Annotated in this window: 14 protein-coding genes; all 14 read right to left on the minus strand. The window is 47.8% G+C overall.

What is annotated here, in order from left to right; translation table 11 throughout:
* Nucleotides 1-386: 386 nt before the first annotated feature.
* Nucleotides 387-1,877, minus strand: a complete 1,491-nt coding sequence (gene lysS, locus NCCP2222_RS19205) for a lysine--tRNA ligase (RefSeq protein WP_248514006.1) — start codon at nucleotides 1,875-1,877, stop codon at nucleotides 387-389.
* A gap of 157 nt (nucleotides 1,878-2,034) precedes the next feature.
* Nucleotides 2,035-2,553 (minus strand): 2-amino-4-hydroxy-6-hydroxymethyldihydropteridine diphosphokinase, encoded by a 519-nt coding sequence (gene folK / locus NCCP2222_RS19210; RefSeq protein WP_309295980.1) that lies wholly within the window; start codon nucleotides 2,551-2,553, stop codon nucleotides 2,035-2,037.
* Nucleotides 2,550-2,918, minus strand: a complete 369-nt coding sequence (gene folB, locus NCCP2222_RS19215) for a dihydroneopterin aldolase (protein ID WP_248514007.1) — start codon at nucleotides 2,916-2,918, stop codon at nucleotides 2,550-2,552. Before folB ends, folK begins: the two co-directional genes overlap by 4 nt.
* A 12-nt stretch (nucleotides 2,919-2,930) precedes the next feature.
* Complete coding sequence (folP, locus tag NCCP2222_RS19220) at nucleotides 2,931-3,779, minus strand: dihydropteroate synthase (protein ID WP_375709225.1); 849 nt, start codon at nucleotides 3,777-3,779, stop codon at nucleotides 2,931-2,933.
* 5 nt (nucleotides 3,780-3,784) lie between these two features.
* Nucleotides 3,785-4,633, minus strand: coding sequence for an aminodeoxychorismate lyase (gene pabC / locus NCCP2222_RS19225; protein WP_248514008.1), 849 nt, complete (start codon nucleotides 4,631-4,633; stop codon nucleotides 3,785-3,787).
* The gene (locus NCCP2222_RS19230) at nucleotides 4,630-6,069 is read right to left on the minus strand and encodes an anthranilate synthase component I family protein (RefSeq protein WP_248514010.1); all 1,440 of its coding nucleotides are present in this window, start codon (nucleotides 6,067-6,069) and stop codon (nucleotides 4,630-4,632) included. Before NCCP2222_RS19230 ends, pabC begins: the two co-directional genes overlap by 4 nt.
* Before the next feature lie 137 nt (nucleotides 6,070-6,206).
* A complete protein-coding gene (cysK, locus tag NCCP2222_RS19235; RefSeq protein WP_248514011.1) occupies nucleotides 6,207-7,136 on the minus strand; it encodes a cysteine synthase A in 930 nt (309 codons plus the stop codon).
* A gap of 254 nt (nucleotides 7,137-7,390) precedes the next feature.
* Entirely contained in the window at nucleotides 7,391-8,320 is a 930-nt protein-coding gene (locus NCCP2222_RS19240; protein WP_248514013.1) for a peptidyl-prolyl cis-trans isomerase, read from the minus strand.
* Nucleotides 8,298-9,185, minus strand: a complete 888-nt coding sequence (gene hslO / locus NCCP2222_RS19245; protein ID WP_248514014.1) for an Hsp33 family molecular chaperone HslO — start codon at nucleotides 9,183-9,185, stop codon at nucleotides 8,298-8,300. Before hslO ends, NCCP2222_RS19240 begins: the two co-directional genes overlap by 23 nt.
* A gap of 14 nt (nucleotides 9,186-9,199) precedes the next feature.
* Complete coding sequence (locus NCCP2222_RS19250) at nucleotides 9,200-9,964, minus strand: type III pantothenate kinase (protein ID WP_248514017.1); 765 nt, start codon at nucleotides 9,962-9,964, stop codon at nucleotides 9,200-9,202.
* A 103-nt stretch (nucleotides 9,965-10,067) separates the two neighbouring features.
* Nucleotides 10,068-12,089, minus strand: coding sequence for an ATP-dependent zinc metalloprotease FtsH (gene ftsH, locus NCCP2222_RS19255; protein ID WP_248514019.1), 2,022 nt, complete (start codon nucleotides 12,087-12,089; stop codon nucleotides 10,068-10,070).
* Nucleotides 12,090-12,218: 129 nt separating this feature from the next.
* A complete protein-coding gene (gene hpt, locus NCCP2222_RS19260; protein WP_184212206.1) occupies nucleotides 12,219-12,761 on the minus strand; it encodes a hypoxanthine phosphoribosyltransferase in 543 nt (180 codons plus the stop codon).
* Nucleotides 12,762-12,832: 71 nt separating this feature from the next.
* Nucleotides 12,833-14,269, minus strand: a complete 1,437-nt coding sequence (gene tilS, locus NCCP2222_RS19265) for a tRNA lysidine(34) synthetase TilS (RefSeq protein ID WP_248514021.1) — start codon at nucleotides 14,267-14,269, stop codon at nucleotides 12,833-12,835.
* 32 nt (nucleotides 14,270-14,301) lie between these two features.
* Nucleotides 14,302-16,710 carry a SpoIIE family protein phosphatase gene (locus NCCP2222_RS19270; RefSeq protein WP_248514023.1) on the minus strand — a complete coding sequence of 803 codons (2,409 nt, stop codon included), beginning with the start codon at nucleotides 16,708-16,710 and terminating at the stop codon, nucleotides 14,302-14,304.
* Nucleotides 16,711-16,732 lie beyond the last annotated feature (22 nt).

Genomic DNA, 16,732 nt, shown 5'->3' on the forward strand with positions numbered 1-16,732 from the left:
AAATTCGAATAGCTCGAGTTTCTTGCTGGCATCATTTAAGATGTCAATTTTGAATCCGAAGATTCATGTTTGTCTTCTTCCCGACAGGGCCGGGTTCCGACTTTATTGTTGACGTTTTGCTGTTCAGTTTTCAAGGTTCATTTCGTTGCTAGCTCGTAGCAGCAACTCTTATATCTTACCACTCTGTTGATTTCCTGTCAACAACTTTTTTCGATTTCTTTTTCAACCGTTTTTTGTTGTTTTTGTTTATCGGAAGTGCAACGTTATCTAATATAACAGCTCTCTAACTTGTTTGCAATACCTATTTCAAAAAAACATTTGTTTTTTCATAAGAAGTTATGAAAACCCGCATAACAACGTACTTTACGTGTTATGCGGGCAGGTAGTTAATCCTTTGAACGCATTTGCGGGAATAGCAATACATCGCGAATCGACTGGGCGTTGGTCAACAACATGACAAGACGGTCGATACCGATGCCGAGTCCACCTGTAGGCGGCAAACCATATTCAAGCGCTTCAATGAAATCTTCGTCCATTTCATGTGCTTCATCGTTGCCTTGTTCCTTTTCCACCAGCTGCGCTTCAAAACGGGCACGCTGGTCAATCGGATCATTTAATTCCGTGAAGGCATTCGCATGCTCTCTCCGTACGATGAACAACTCAAAACGATCCGTGAAGCGCTCGTCTTTTGGATTCTTCTTCGCCAGCGGAGAGATTTCGACTGGATGACCGTAAATGAATGTAGGTTGAACTAGCTGCTCTTCTACCTTTTGTTCAAAGAACTCATTTAAGACATGTCCCACTTCCATCATCGCTGTTACTTGAACACCATGTTCTTTGGCAAGGGCATGTGCCTCTTCCTTCGACATCTCTTTCCAGAAGTCTACACCTGTATATTCCTTAACCGCATCCGCCATATGGAGTCGCTTCCAACCCGGAGCCAGGTCGATCATGTCCTCGCCATATTGAACCTTTGTCGTGCCAAGCACATCTTGAGCCATATGAGCGATCATGTTCTCCGTCAATTCCATAATATCTTCATAGTCTGCATACGCTTCATATAGTTCCATCATTGTAAATTCAGGATTATGGCGCGTCGAGATTCCTTCATTACGGAATACACGTCCGATTTCATATACCTTTTCAAGGCCGCCGACAATTAGGCGTTTCAAGTGCAATTCAATTGCAATACGCATATAGAGTTCCATATCAAGCGTGTTATGGTGCGTAATGAACGGGCGCGCACTTGCGCCTCCTGCGATAGAATGGAGCATCGGTGTCTCCACTTCAAGGAAGCCTTGGTTATCTAAGTAACGGCGCATCGATTGAATGATACGGCTTCTTGTAATGAATGTCTCTTTGCTTTCCTCAGAAGAAATCAAGTCTAAATAGCGTTGGCGATACCGTTGTTCAATATCCTTTAAGCCATGGAATTTATCAGGCAAAGGACGCAGCGCTTTCGTCAAGACCGTGAATTCTTTCGCCTTAATGGAAAGTTCTCCGACCTTTGTTTTGAATACTAGCCCCTTAATACCGACGATGTCTCCAAGGTCTGCATCATCGAACAATTCATATGCCTCTTCGCCTACCGCATCTTGACGCACATAAATTTGAATTTGGCCACCAAGATCTTGCACGTGCGCAAAGCCGGCTTTCCCTTTTCCACGCTTCGTCATGATCCGTCCAGCGATTTTTACTTCAATTGCCTGCTCATCCAGCTCCTCTTTCGAAACGCCTTCATAAGCTTCTTGTATTTCATTGGAAAGATGCGTCCGTTCAAATCGCATGCCGAACGGATCAATGCCCTTCCCTCTCAACTCATCCATCTTTTGGCGTCTCACCAATAGTTGATCGTTCAATTCATCCAAATGGGACATTTCTTTCGTTCACTCCTTTTAACCATTGTTCGTACATAACTCTTATGGCATAACCTTATTGTACACAAAGTGCCTATGTAAAAAAAGCCGCCACGAGAGATGACGGCTTTTCTTCATCCTTCATATATAAATATACACCGTATATAGAAGAAACTCTTTATTCCGGCTTGCTCCAAAAATCCATAAGCCTCTTAGCTTCCATCCAACGTACCACTCCGCTGTCCAATACAGCAGGCTCTGCCGCAAAAGGCAATCCTGTCACCGGATGTTCGATGAGCGGCTCCATTTCCAGCAGCGGAATGAGAACAAAAGCTCTTTCACGCATGCGAGGATGCGGCACTAGCAGGTTCTCTGATTCAATATTGTCGTTATTATAGAGCAGAATGTCAAGGTCAACCGTCCGCGGGCCCCATCTGACCGTTCGAACGCGCCCTTGTTCATTTTCAATTTGTTGACAAACTGACAGCAAATCCTGCGCTTTTAAACTTGTTTCCACCTTCACGACGAGATTTAAAAAGTCACTTTGGTCGGTATACCCAACTGGAATCGTTTCATACACAGACGAAAGGTTGACGACAGTAACCCCTTTATGGCTATGCAACGCACGTACAGCTTCCATCAGTTGATGAAGCCGGTCCCCGATATTGGAGCCAATTGAAATATAAGCGGTGTTCATTCGAAACGCCCCCTGGTGATATCCACGGAAACCGCCGCGTAATGTCCCGGAATCGGTGGATCCGGCTTCACAAGAACAACCCGGACGCCTGTTACCTTATCCGAAAATACTCGTAATACTTGTGCTGCAATTTCTTCTGCGACCGCTTCGATCAGCTGATACGGGCGCCCTTCGACAACTGACTTAGTTAGTTCATATACTTCTGCGTAATTCACCGTTTTATTCAAATCATCCGTGCGGCCTGCTTCTTGCAAATCAACCGCCAGTATCACGGTAGCCCGAAAGCGCTGCCCCAACCGGTTTTCTTCTGGTAGCGCACCGTGGTATCCGTAAAACTCCATTTCGTGCAAATGAATATAATCCATGTGAAGTCCCCCTTACTTAACCTCCATTTTATTCGCCAGAACATCCATCATTTTCGCCATGCGTGCCACTTCTTTCACGTCATGCACCCGCATGATATGACAACCATTGTCAATACCGAAGCAGACGGTGGCGCCTGTTCCTTCCATGCGCTCCTCGACAGGTAGGCCGAGTATTGCGCCGATCATTGATTTGCGGGACGTACCGAGCAGGACCGGATAGCCCAAGTCTGAGATTCTGCGCAGCCCCTGCATCGTCCACACATTTTGCTGCGTGTTTTTCGCAAACCCGATTCCGGGGTCTAACCAAATGTCACCCTGCGCAACGCCCGCCTTGATTGCAATCTCCACGCTCTCTTCCAAGTCACGGATGACTTCATCCAGGAAAGAACCTTGATATACTGCCTCTTCCCGGTTGTGCATCAAGATGATTGGAGCGCCGAACTCGGCTGCCACACTTGCTATAGCCGGCTCCCGCTTGGCTCCCCAAATATCATTGATAATATGAGCTCCTGCTTTCAATGCCTCTTCGGCGACTTTCGCTTTGTAGGTATCGATAGAGATGACACAATCCAGCTCCCTAGCCAGTGCCTCAATTACCGGAATTGTACGCTCCAGTTCTTCCTCCAAGGAAACCGGCTGGTGGCCCGGACGGGTTGATTCCCCGCCTATATCAATGATTTTCGCGCCATTCCGCAGCATCTCTTCCGCATGACGCAGCGCCGCGTCAATTTGGCCGTATTTTCCGCCGTCCGAAAATGAATCAGGCGTTACATTCAGAATGCCCATTACAACCGTCTCTTTTTTAAAATCAAATTCAGTACGGCCAAACCGGTACACATCATTCGCATATGTCAATTCCACAGTTGTCACTCCTCAATCGCTTCAATTGCTTCCTTGTAGATCTGGTGCAATCGTTTGTAATAAAGCCCCGCATTTCCCGCAAACATATATGACCCTATATTTCGGATCGGGACGATCTCCTGGATGGCATTTGTAATAAACACTTCTTCGGCAGCTTCCAGCTCCCTCTGTCTGAAATAGCCTTCCGTCACTTCCAGCCCTGCCTGGTGCGCAGCATGCTGGATAATGAACGCCCGGGTCGTCCCCGGCAAAATCCCCGTACCGACTGCCGGCGTATACAGCCGTCCATTATTCACCCAGAAGACATTCGATGTCACGCCTTCCGCCACAAAGCCGTCCGGCGTCAAAAAGAGGCCTTCCTGATCTCGTAAGCTTTGGATTTCCAACCGGCCGTGGACATTGTTCAAGTAGGCGTGTGATTTATGCCGCACCCCTGATTCTGGTTTGTTTCGGGGCGTTGAAAGCCACTGCGCCTTCTTTTCCGTCCCTCTCTCCGTCTTCAACAGTTCTTTCCGAAATAACAGGACATTCGGCGTGTCGTATGCTGAGGGGGCCAATCCAATTTCATGCACGCCCGCAGAAACGTTCAAACGGAAATAACCGTCCTCTCCATTCGATCTCTCTGTCAAGATTCGGACGGCATCCTTTATGTCAGCATCCGTATAGGGGAAAGAAATGTTGTAATCATTCAAAGCCGATCGCAGTCGCGCCATATGCTCTTTGAATAAAAACACCTTGCCGCCGTATGTACGGAACGTCTCAAAAAAACCGACGCCATATAAAAAACCGTGATCGAGTGGAGAAATAAGAATTTCCTCCGTTCGATAAACCGCACCATTCATCCAACAAATCATAGCGGCATGCCTTTTTTCACTCGGCCTGCTTCCGCCATTTCTTTCGCCTGCCATAGCGCGTTCGCTTTATTCAACGACTCGATATACTCGGCTTTCGGAATGGAATCCGAAACGAGCCCTGCACCGGCTTGTATGAAGGCTTCTCCGCCTTTTATATACGCAGTGCGGATGACAATGTTCAAGTCAAGGTCGCCGTTGAAGCCGATCCAGCCGATGGAGCCGGTATATAATCCTCTCCGCGTCGGTTCCAGTTCTTCGATCAATTCCATCGTTCGGACTTTAGGCGCTCCGGTAATCGACCCGCCCGGAAAAACACCCCGGATAACGTCGGCATTCGTCTGATCCTCTCGCACCACTCCACGCAAATTAGATACTAAGTGCATGACATGCGAATACTTTTCAATGACCATGAACTCATCCGTCTCCACAGTCCCTTCAGCGCAGATCCGGCTGAAGTCATCGAGCTCGACGTCAACGAGCATTTTATGCTCTCGCGTCTCTTTCGTATTCGACAGCAATTCGGCTTCTAGCTCCCGATCTTCTGCCTCATCTTTCCCTCTAGGCCGAGTTCCTCCAATTGGCCTCGTGCTAACAACATCTCCACGCTTTTTCAAAAGTAGTTCAGGCGAACCGGACACAACGGCAAAATCAGGTGAACCGATTGAAGCCATGTAAGGGGATGGGTTGATGGCACGCAGCGCCTCATACATATCCAATGGATCTGCCTGCAGCATTGCAGATTGGCGGACTGAAAGATTTACCTGGTCAACGTCTCCCAACTCGATATAACGCTGAACTTCTACCACCATCCGCTCGAATTGCGCCGCATCGACAGAAAAACGGATCTCTTCAGGCACCGCAGTCGGAACAGCCTTCACCTGCAAATCGAATTTCCTCGTCTCCAACCCTTTTGCCGCAGCATCCAGCCATTTCTCCTTCATCTGCTTCGGGCATGCACTACAATCCGGCAATGCCATAAAATAAACCTGTTCATTCTCCGTATCGAGCACTGCCCACTGATCAAACAAATAAAAATAGACATCCGGTGTCTCTAAATCATTTATCGCAACAGACGGCAAAGTCTCATACCTGCGAACATAATCATAGCTGACAAACCCAATCGCTCCGCCTTGAAATTCCGGCAGTTCAGGCACAGAGCCAACTTCAAAAGAGCTGAGAAACGACTCGATCGCTGCCAACGGATCTTGTCCTGACTTTGTTTCCGTTGTGCCATCCCGCCAAGTCACTTCCAACGGGCTGCCTTCGGATGCCTGCAAGGTAGCGAGCGGGTTAATCCCGGCAATACAGAGTTTGCCGGTTCGGCCGCTTTCCAGCAGAACATGCCGTTCTGTTTCACCTGCAAGCGTTTTGTATGCATAAAAAAAGGCCTCTCTCGTCATTTTTGCAGTTTCATATTCCAGTTGCCGAGTATCCATTCTCGCATTCTCCTTCTATTGCTTTGGTACCCTCATCTTAACGCGAAAAAGTGCAATCACGCCACTATAAAAAAAGCATAAAATAAAGACGCATAAAAAAAGGAGGGGGCTGTTCGCTCCCTCCGCTGTTTTCCATCTTATTCACTTTCCTCAAAATTATATAGAGGGGTACTCAAGTAGCGTTCTCCGTTAGACGGCAGGATAGCCACCACTTTTTTGCCTTTCCCGAGCTCCTTTGCCACTTGCAAAGCAGCGAAAATGGCCGCTCCAGAAGAAACGCCTCCCAGCACGCCTTCTTCACGCGCTGCACGGCGGGCTGTATCATACGCATCATCATTAGAAACTTGGATAATTTGATCATAAATATCCGTATCCAACACCTTCGGAACAAATCCAGCACCAATACCTTGGATTTTATGTGGACCCGGCTGGCCACCAGATAATACCGGGGAATCTTCCGGTTCAACAGCTACAATTTTCACTTCCGGGAATCTTTCTTTTAACACGCCGCCTACACCTGTGATTGTGCCACCTGTACCGATACCCGAAATGAATGCATCCACACGATCCAGCGCATTCGCAATCTCCGGACCTGTTGTCAGACGGTGCACTTCGGGGTTCGCTTCGTTATTGAACTGCTGTGGCATGAACCAGCCATTCTCCTTTGCCAACTCTTCCGCTTTTGCAATGGCACCTTTCATTCCTTCGGCTCCCGGGGTCAACACCAAGTCAGCGCCATACGCCCGCAATAGGTTTCTCCGCTCCAAGCTCATCGTGTCAGGCATGACAAGGACAGAACGATATCCTTTTGCCGCCGCAATCATCGCTAAACCAATCCCCGTATTGCCGCTAGTCGGTTCGATAATCGTGCTGTCTTCCTTCAATTCACCGGATTTTTCTGCCGCTTCAATCATTGCAAGGGCAATCCGGTCTTTTACACTGGAACCCGGGTTAAAATACTCTAATTTCAAATAAATTTCTGCATCATCAGGACCTGTCAATTTGTTTACACGAACTAACGGCGTTTGTCCTACCAAGTCCGCAACAGAATTCCCCACTTTTGTCATATCGTATCCTCTCCTAATCCCTACTACTTTCATATGTTTTATAGTATTAATAATACGCCCTATTCGTTCCAATTGTCAACTCGGAGCCAAATGCGATGAAAACAACCGCTGACCATACAAGTTATGGATCCACTCGTCTTCTTATGCCATTACTTTTCCCTATCCCCTCACCAAGTGTCGTCCAAACATAAAAAAGCGACGCCCGAGCCTGCCGCCCCTCCGTCGCTTTTGCTTCTATTCAAACGAGCTATCTGTCACTTTCCGTAAAACCATTCCGCGTCAAACTCCTTCCAGAACGCTTCCGGTGTCACAGATTGAGATAATTGTTCAAGCGCAAGTTCCCTCCGAATATGATCTTCCACTTCATTATAAGAGAAAGAACGGCCTTCGATGACTTCCTTCACTTGAATGACTGCATATGTACCAGATTGCAAACGGATGACATCACTTGTACCGCCTTCTTTTACTGTAGGAATGGCTTTTACGATTGCTCCATCTACCGTTTCTGAAGATGCGTTCAAGTAGCCTAAATCCCCGCCCAGGCTGGCAGACGCCAAATCTGTGGAACGTTCTTTGGCAAGGGCATTGAAATCAGATCCCTTTTCCAATTCCTCGACAGTCTTCTTCGCTTCTTCCTCTGTCGGCAAGAAGATGGCGGCCGTCCGATAAGCCGTTTGGATATTATACAAGGATTCGTTTTTCTTATAGTAAGCCTTGACCGTTTTATCCGTAATCACGACATCATTCGTCAATACTTTTTCCAGGATGAGATTGGAGCGAATTTTCTGCCTCGTCTCCTCAGCATCCAGGCCCGAATGGGTTTGCCCGTCTACTGCTGAAATAAGTGCCAACTCGAGATTGATTTCATCGTCGGTCACTTTAATTCCATACTTTTTTGCCGCTTCTTCCATGACCCGTTCATTCACCAGCTCCAGCAACACATCACGGCCCACTTTCTTCTCCATCGCCCGCAGCCAGTCTGCCCGCGTGATCGGCTTGCCGGCGATCGAAGCGACTTCTTCTGTCGCTTCGATTGGCCGTTTATCAGGAATCAGCCACCCGATGAACCAAAGCAAGTTCGTGAACAGCAAAACGCCGATTAAGATAAGCAAGGGCTTTGTCTTCAGCCGACGCTTAGCCGGATGGGTCGCATCCTGCGCTTCACGCCTGTGACCGTATTTCATCAATAAAACCTTCCAGATCTTCTTTCGTATACACATACTTTTCTAAACAGAAGTGGCATTCCGCCTCCGCTTGGCCATCTTCCTCAATCATGTCGCGGATCTCTTTTTCTCCGAGACCGATAATCGCATTGCCAAAACGCTCTCTCGAACAATTACAACTGAAGGTTACCGGCATCCGGTCAATTACTTGTACATTATCACGACCGAGCACTTCCTCCAAAATTTCTTCTGGTGTCAATCCGCGGTCGATCAATTTTGAGATCGGCTCTACGGTAGAAATACGCTTCTCGAGCTCTGTAATTGTTTCATCTGTTGCACCCGGCATGACTTGAATAACAAATCCACCTGCTGCTTTCACAGTATTATCCGGATTCACAAGCACACCTAACCCAACTGCGGATGGCACTTGTTCAGATACGACAAAATACTGCGTAAAATCTTCCGCAACTTCACCAGAAACGAGCGGCACCTGTCCTGTAAAATAATCGCGAAGCCCCAAATCCTTCACGACAGTGAGCATTCCTTCGGTCCCAACAGCCCGGCGGACATCAAGTTTGCCCTTTTCATTCAAATCGAAATGAGTCTGCGGGTGTGTCGCATACCCGCGCACTTCACCCTTTGCATTCGCATCGGCGACAATCGGGCCAAGAGGGCCATTCCCCTCAATTTTAACCGTCAGTTTCTCTTCACCTTTCAGCATGGCACCCATCATGACAGTAGCTGTCATGGATCGACCTAATGCAGCGGTTGCAGTCGGCCAAGTATAATGGCGCCGCTGCGCCTCGCTTACCGTCTCAGTCGAACGAACCGCATAGGCCCGGATTGTATTATCGAACGCTAGCGCTCTGATCAAATAATCACTCATCATTTACACTCCTCTTACACATTTCGTTCATAAATCAAATGAAGTCCCTTTAACGTCAAAAAGCTGTCGACAACATCGATGACATCCGTCTCGCTTGCAATTAAATCTGCCAGCCCGCCTGTTGCAATGACTTTTGGTTCTACTTTACTTTGCGCCTTAATCCGGCCGACGATACCCTCAACTTGTCCTACATAGCCATAGACAATCCCCGCCTGCATGGCAGCAACTGTATTCTTCCCAATCACCTGTTCCGGACGTACCAGTTCGACGCGAGGCAGTTTGGATGCCCGGTCAAAAAGAGCTTCCATTGAAATGCCCACACCAGGAGCAATAGCGCCTCCCATGTACTCGCCCTTCTCATTGACATAGCAATACGTCGTCGCTGTTCCAAAATCAACGATGATGAGCGGATCTCCATACTCATGGATCGCCGCAACCGCATTGACAATCCGGTCCGCCCCAACTTCACGCGGATTTTCATATTTAATATTCAATCCCGTTTTGACGCCAGGACCGACAATCAACGGACGGATATCAAAGTATTTCCGGCACATTTGTTCAAGCGGGAACATGACCGGCGGAACGACGGAAGAGATGATGATTCCTGTGATGTCGCTAAACTCCAATCCGACATGGGAGAATAATGCTTTTACTGACATCGCATATTCATCTTCCGTTTTATGGCGATAGGTCTCCATCCGCCAATGATATTTCAATACGCCTTGCTCATAAACGCCTAGCACGATATTTGTATTACCTGTATCCAACACTAAGATCATAATCGTTTCCTCACTAACATCGGGTTTTCCAGAACATCATACCATAATCGATGGAATGAAAAACAGTCGACTGCTTTTATAAAAGTCAGTCGACTGTTTCCTATCAGTCCCTGCGTTCTTCTTCGATTGATGGAAGAGGACGTTCTGGGCCAGCTTCTTTCGGCAAATCCGCAACAGATGGATCGTTCGGTGCACCTGTAACATCCGGATTCACTTCATCCTTTGATTCGGCATCATCTTTCGACGCATCGGCTTGTTCTTCTTTGCCATTCCGCTCATACGAACGCTCCGGCAATGTACCGTGATCTTTCAAATGATTGATCTGCTCGGCATCAAGTGTTTCCACGTCGAGAAGTGTCGTCGCAATCAAATCGAGAAGTGAACGATTCTCTGTAAGGATCTGTTTAGTCCGATTGTATTGTTCTTTAATAATTCTTTGCATTTCCTGATCAATCTCATATGCGATCGAGTCGGAATAGTTCTGCTCGGAATTGAAATCCCTGCCAAGGAACACGTTACCGCCTTGCGCCTGGCCGAATTGCATCGGTCCGAGCTTGTCGCTCATTCCGTATTCAGTCACCATAGAACGCGCAATTCCCGTGGCACGCTGGAAGTCATTGTGCGCGCCTGTCGAAACTTCGCCAAGCACGATTTCTTCCGCGACGCGGCCGCCTAATAGACCCGCGATTTTGTCCAGAAGCTCTGGCTTCGTCATGAAATAACGATCTTCCTTCGGCAGCATAACTGCGTATCCGCCTGCCTGGCCGCGTGGAACGATGGTTACTTTATGGACGATTTCAGCGTCATCCAACTTGAGGCCGACAACAACGTGTCCTGCTTCGTGGAAGGCGACGATATTCTTTTCCTTTTCGGAAATGACGCGGCTTGTTTTAGCTGGACCTGCAATAACGCGGTCTGTCGCTTCATCAATATCCGCCATATCAATTTTCGCTTTTCCTCTGCGGGCAGCAACAAGTGCAGCCTCATTTAACAAGTTCTCAAGATCAGCACCGGAGAAACCTGGTGTCCGCTGCGCAAGAGCTTTCATGTTAACTGATTCATCAAGCGGCTTATTGCGCGCATGCACTTTAAGCACTGCTTCGCGGCCTTTTACATCCGGACGGCCAACCGTGATCTGACGGTCAAAGCGTCCCGGACGAAGAAGAGCCGGGTCCAAAATATCTGGACGGTTCGTCGCAGCGACAATGATAATTCCTTCGTTACCGTCGAAACCATCCATTTCAACGAGCAACTGGTTCAAAGTCTGCTCACGCTCATCATGGCCACCGCCAAGACCGGCGCCACGCTGACGGCCAACCGCGTCAATTTCATCGATAAAGATAATACAAGGCGCATTTTTCTTTGCATTCTCGAATAGGTCACGAACACGGGATGCACCGACACCGACAAACATCTCAACAAAGTCAGAACCGGAAATCGAGAAGAACGGCACGCCCGCTTCTCCTGCTACCGCACGGGCCAACAATGTCTTACCTGTTCCCGGTGGTCCTACTAACAAGATCCCTTTCGGAATGCGAGCACCAAGCTCGGCAAACTTCCTGGAGTCTTTCAGGAAGTCAACAACCTCTTCCAATTCCTGCTTCTCTTCATCCGCACCCGCAACATCCGAAAAACGCACTTTCTTGCGTTCATCCGTATGAAGCTTTGCCTTGCTCTTACCAAAGTTCATGACACGGCCACCGCCGCCTCCTTGCGCTTGGTTCAGCAAGAAGAAGAACAGGATGATAATGATGATGAATGGAACAAGTCCTGTAAAGAAGGATACCCACGCGCTCGTTTCAGGAGCTTGCTTGATAATCAGCTCTGGATTTTTCGCCTTACCCTTATCCATATACTGGTTCATCACTGTTGTATCACTAGACAGGATGTTGGTCGTAAATTTCTTGCCTTCTTCATACCCTTTCATCGTCCCGACGATGTTCACGACGGAATTGACCGGTTGAAGTGTGATAGACTCAACATTGCCTTTTTCCAACTCACTATAAAATTTGTCAGTGGTGATATCTTCCATCTTTGGATTCGGATTATTTAGTGAACTGAAAATCCCCATGATGGCAAGAAAAATCAGTCCGTATAATAGAAAGTATCGAAGTATTCGATTCATCCCAAGCCTCCTCATTTCTTCAACAGAAAACTATTGTAAATCTTAACACAGATAGGAACCAATCTACAATGAAAACGACTTATGGAAAAAGCTTTCCGTCGCCCTTGAGGAGGACTTGTCGGAAAGCTTTCAAAAAGAGTAGATTTCCTTTTTCAGAACACCGATATAGGGCAAGTTGCGATATTTTTCCGCGTAGTCCAGTCCGTATCCAACAACGAACGCATCCGGAACGAGGAAACCAACATGGTCAGCACTTAAGTCCACCTTCCGGCCAGTCGGTTTATCAAGCAGCGTGACAATTTTAATGGATTTTGCTTTGCGATATTTGAACAGATCGACAAGGTAATTTAATGTTTTCCCGCTGTCGATGATGTCTTCGATGATTAAGACATCTCTTCCCTCGACACTCGTATTCAAATCCTTGACGATTTTTACTTCTCCCGAAGAAACTGTCGCGTTTCCATAGCTGGACACATCCATGAAATCCAATTCTATGTATGCATCGATCCTTTTAATCAAATCGCTCATAAACGGAAGAGCGCCTTTGAGGACTCCGATGGCTAGCGGGAATTTATCCTTATACTCCTCAGACAGGACAGCTCCAAGCTCCGCTATCTTTTCTTGAAGTTGTTCTTCAGTAATCAATACTTCTTCGATATCTTTCTCTAACATCGAAAGTCCTCCTCTTTCCAAATGATGTGATGGACAAACAAATACGTCTCCACTGATTGAAGTGAAGGGACTTATGTACCCGCCAACTCCTGATCGGGACCATAACATTTGCCAACTGATTTCACCATGAATACATACTCTTCCCCACTTGCCTGCCTGGAAAACAACTTTCCATAACGAATGCTCGGCACTGCGCAAACTTCGTCATTTGCAGTTACAATGATCGGGAGTCTCTCCCTTTTCTGCGAAGCAACCTTTTCATCAATGAACAGGCGGGATAACCGCTTCGGTTCGGCCATTCCCTTCAGCCAAATCCGGTCACCGTCTTTCCTTGCTCTTACAAAAAGCGGCAACTCCCCTGCAGGCAGCGTAAAATACATGCGCTCCTCGCATTCACTGGAAGGCGGCAGGCTTTCCGCAGAAGCAGCATTCCAGTAGAAGCACTGCTCCCCCCACCTTGTCCAGACGCCTTTCAGCAGTTCCTTTGGTGGATCGGGCTCCGGCTGTTGAATGCTTTTTTCGAACCGCAAAACTCCATATTCCCTTATGCAAAGATACCCGCCAGGCAAATGGAGTGCCGCATTTCCAGCATCCGTCTGCATTTGGCGCAGGAGCTGCTCGATAAGTGCCGCACTGTACTCGACAGGTATTTTTTCCCCACGATAAAGATAATTTAATAGTAGAGGAATCATCCTTTTTTGTAAAGCAGGGTGCATATGCGCAAACCGCTTTATTTCAATGGACGGAAGACACTCAGCTGTCAATGTAAGCACCCCGGAAAGCGCCTCACTTGCCATGCCATTCAGTAATGCATCATCCTCCTGGAGACTTTCCGCCATCCGGACCGAGTTGACAGCTGCCATATGATTCGTTTTTAGGATTGGAGGCACCACATGATGCCTGAGATAATTGCGGGTATACTTGTCACTGGCGTTGCTCGGGTCTTCACGATGCGCAACGCCCAGCTTTTCAATAAATGAACGGATTTCGAATTTATTTACCGCCATAAATGGCCTGATGAGCATTCCTCCTTCAACCTTTCTTGCATCACGCATCCCGACAGGAACACTTCCTTTGGACAGCTGCATGAGAACCGTTTCCAATTGATCCTCCGCATGATGCGCTACCGCCAGTTTCGTATAACCTCCTTCCTCCATCACTTTTGCAAAGTAGCCATATCTCTCCTTTCTGCAAATATCCTGTACATTGCCGCCGTCCTTTTCTATCAGTTCGGGCACTGGCACCTCGCCACCGTAAAACGGAATATCAGTCCTTGTGCAAAGTTTCCTTACATACACCCCATCCTCTTTTGATTCTTCGCCTCGCAACATATGATCAACATGAACTGCCGCGAGTTCGATGTCCAAGTATTCACGCTGCCTGGCGAGAAATAGAAGCAGGCCGACCGAATCAACGCCGCCTGAACAAGCAACGAGGATCCGGTCCCCTCTTCCAATCAAAGCTCTCCTTTCTATATAGTCCATCACTTTTCGTTCAAACTTGTCCATTTAGGACCCTCCATTACGTCAAGTTGTTGCTTCTATACTACCACCCTTTCCCGGGAAATAATTCGTTCATGCGGACGGATTGTTTGCCACTTCGGCAAAATATGATCGATTTTCATAACTAGAACCGTCCTGTCATCCGCCACCATCCCAAACTTCCTCTCCATTTCCGCCATGATTTTATCCGACACAACTTCGGCACTTAAATCCCCATGCGTATCCAGAATCCGGTAGAGTGCCTGCTCCTGCTTTTCGATAGAAACATTCGGATGAAACATTCCATCCGTCAACATGACAATCAAATCACCCGACTTCAATTCTTCATGTTTGGCTTCTACCGAGAAGGATGGAAGGAAGCCAACGGGCACCGATTTGCTATCGAGGCGAATGAATTCTTGACCTCTCTTAATATACGTACTCATGGAACCGGCCTTCCACGACCACAGCTTGCCATCCTGCAAATCGAGCAATGCCAAGTCAAGCGTCGCATACATATCATCTAACCCATTTAACGACATCATATAATGCAGCGTATGCATTGCTGTTTCGGGATCCATTTTCCGATCCAGGCATTCCCGCATCAGGCGGATCACTTTTCGGCTCTCCCGGTAAGCGTTTACATCCTGGCCCATTCCGTCTGAGAGCAGGACGGCCGTCAAGCCGTCATGAATCGGAAAAATTTCATAAGCATCTCCCGCAAAGAAAGTTCCTGTGCCCGCCGTCGCAACGACGCCATATTCCATGGAGAAACGGACGGCCGAGCTGAACGTTAATTGAAGATGCGGAAAAGGAAGCTGTTCCGCAACAGATTTTGCCACTTTGAACGGTTCTCCGTACATCTCTTCTAAAATGGGCACAATCAACCTTTCAGCAACTGTCGTATCCGTTTCAAATGCCGACCGTTTCTCCGGAACTGAACAGACAATTTGATAGGCTCCTCTCACCTCCGATAAGATATCAATTTGATAGAATTCGATACCTTGCCGCTCCATTCGTTTGGCCAGTTCCTCCTCTGCCACTTTATGAACAGATAAATCCTCCTTTATTTCACTCATGATTTTTTCCAAATGGCTGCTCATATCTCGAAGCTGAAGGGCGAGCATCTTTCTGCCGTGTTGCAATTGCCCCATCAGCAGCCGGTTCGTCGACTGCTCTTCCATTTCAGTAATCAGCCCGTTGGACCGGATGCATTTCTGTTTAATTCTCTCCTCCACCCGGTGCCGGGCCGCTTTTTTCGTTGCAGAATACGTTGATTCCCATTCGTAAAGAAGCCTCGCCATCCCTTCATCCTTATTTTCCCAGCATTTTGAATACCTGAAGCACGACTGGCAGATCGTTGGAATCGCTCGATCCGGCTCCTCCTGATCATCCGAAAAGCGGTCATTAACTAAAGTGGACATGAAATTGGCAAATTGCTGAAAGTCCTTTAATTGCTCGTTCATCCGATCGGTCAACCATTTTTGCCGCTTAACCGACATATCCGGATTGTCCGTAACAAAAATATTGCGGATCGGTTCCATTTTTTTCGCAGGCACAAGGAAAAATAAGAACGAGGCGGCAGCGATAGTATAAAAATGGGACGCATCCAATGGCAATGTTAAATCATAGAGCAGAAAGAAGACGGAAACGGCCAATCCTCCCGTCGCAATTCCGAGCTTACCGAGCCTGCGAAAGGCACCCGCAAAAAAGCCGGTCATTCCATAAACCGCCATCATGCCTGTAAACGAAAGCTCCGCTATGCCAGCAATGGCCGCAATCATCATCGCGATTGTCGTAGAAAACGGCAAACCACCCGCTAAAGCTGCAAGAAGAATAGTTAAATGCAGGAGAACTCCTGGTATGGACACCGGTCCAATCATCAGGCCGCCCATCCCGGTTGTCGCCATCGTTCCGACTATGCAAATGGCGCCCAGCCTCTCAGGAGACCATTGGCCAAACAAAATCCGTTCCGTATGAGGAAAGGCGACAAGAAGGAAGAATGTCATGAAAAGGGCGATCACCGCCTCAAACCCGATCGTCAGCTGGACAATCACCGGAGGATTTCCGCCAAACATAATAAATTGCCATACGACTTGGACGACAATAATACAACCGGCCACTGTGAGCGGGATGGACTTGCGTAGCAGCGGCTGCTTTACAACGACACTGAAAAGCAACAGCTCCAGCAAATGAATGACGGCTTGTCCTACCCCTAATAAAGCACTCCCTGCCATGCCTCCAATGAACGCCCAAAGGAGATGCTTACGGAAACGGAGCTGCGCCAATGCCCAAATCGGCAAAAAGAAAGGAACTGCGGAGTCGAATAAAATTGCTTGTGATAAGAAAAAGGATCCTACTAAGAACAAAGCCGCCAGCGCAATATACAGTTTTCGCTTCATTACCGACTCGACCGCATGGCGGATTTGTTGACTGACCGGTCTCTCCAAATTACCTATCATCTTCATTTCCATATTCCCCCTATGTCTG

Source organism: Sporosarcina sp. NCCP-2222, from assembly GCF_023168145.1.
In the GTDB taxonomy this organism is placed as follows: Bacteria; Bacillota; Bacilli; order Bacillales_A; family Planococcaceae; genus Sporosarcina.

What these genes read in the sequence shown, in the direction of transcription:
- lysS (WP_248514006.1), bottom strand. Translation starts at nt 1,877, where the DNA reads ATGTCCCATTTGGATGAATTGAACGATCAACTATTGGTGAGACGCCAA.
- folK (WP_309295980.1), bottom strand. Translation starts at nt 2,553, where the DNA reads ATGAACACCGCTTATATTTCAATTGGCTCCAATATCGGGGACCGGCTT.
- folB (WP_248514007.1), bottom strand. Translation starts at nt 2,918, where the DNA reads ATGGATTATATTCATTTGCACGAAATGGAGTTTTACGGATACCACGGT.
- pabC (WP_248514008.1), bottom strand. Translation starts at nt 4,633, where the DNA reads ATGATTTGTTGGATGAATGGTGCGGTTTATCGAACGGAGGAAATTCTT.
- NCCP2222_RS19230 (WP_248514010.1), bottom strand. Translation starts at nt 6,069, where the DNA reads ATGGATACTCGGCAACTGGAATATGAAACTGCAAAAATGACGAGAGAG.
- cysK (WP_248514011.1), bottom strand. Translation starts at nt 7,136, where the DNA reads ATGACAAAAGTGGGGAATTCTGTTGCGGACTTGGTAGGACAAACGCCG.
- NCCP2222_RS19240 (WP_248514013.1), bottom strand. Translation starts at nt 8,320, where the DNA reads ATGAAATACGGTCACAGGCGTGAAGCGCAGGATGCGACCCATCCGGCT.
- hslO (WP_248514014.1), bottom strand. Translation starts at nt 9,185, where the DNA reads ATGAGTGATTATTTGATCAGAGCGCTAGCGTTCGATAATACAATCCGG.
- NCCP2222_RS19250 (WP_248514017.1), bottom strand. Translation starts at nt 9,964, where the DNA reads ATGATCTTAGTGTTGGATACAGGTAATACAAATATCGTGCTAGGCGTT.
- ftsH (WP_248514019.1), bottom strand. Translation starts at nt 12,089, where the DNA reads ATGAATCGAATACTTCGATACTTTCTATTATACGGACTGATTTTTCTT.
- hpt (WP_184212206.1), bottom strand. Translation starts at nt 12,761, where the DNA reads ATGTTAGAGAAAGATATCGAAGAAGTATTGATTACTGAAGAACAACTT.
- tilS (WP_248514021.1), bottom strand. Translation starts at nt 14,269, where the DNA reads ATGGACAAGTTTGAACGAAAAGTGATGGACTATATAGAAAGGAGAGCT.
- NCCP2222_RS19270 (WP_248514023.1), bottom strand. Translation starts at nt 16,710, where the DNA reads ATGAAGATGATAGGTAATTTGGAGAGACCGGTCAGTCAACAAATCCGC.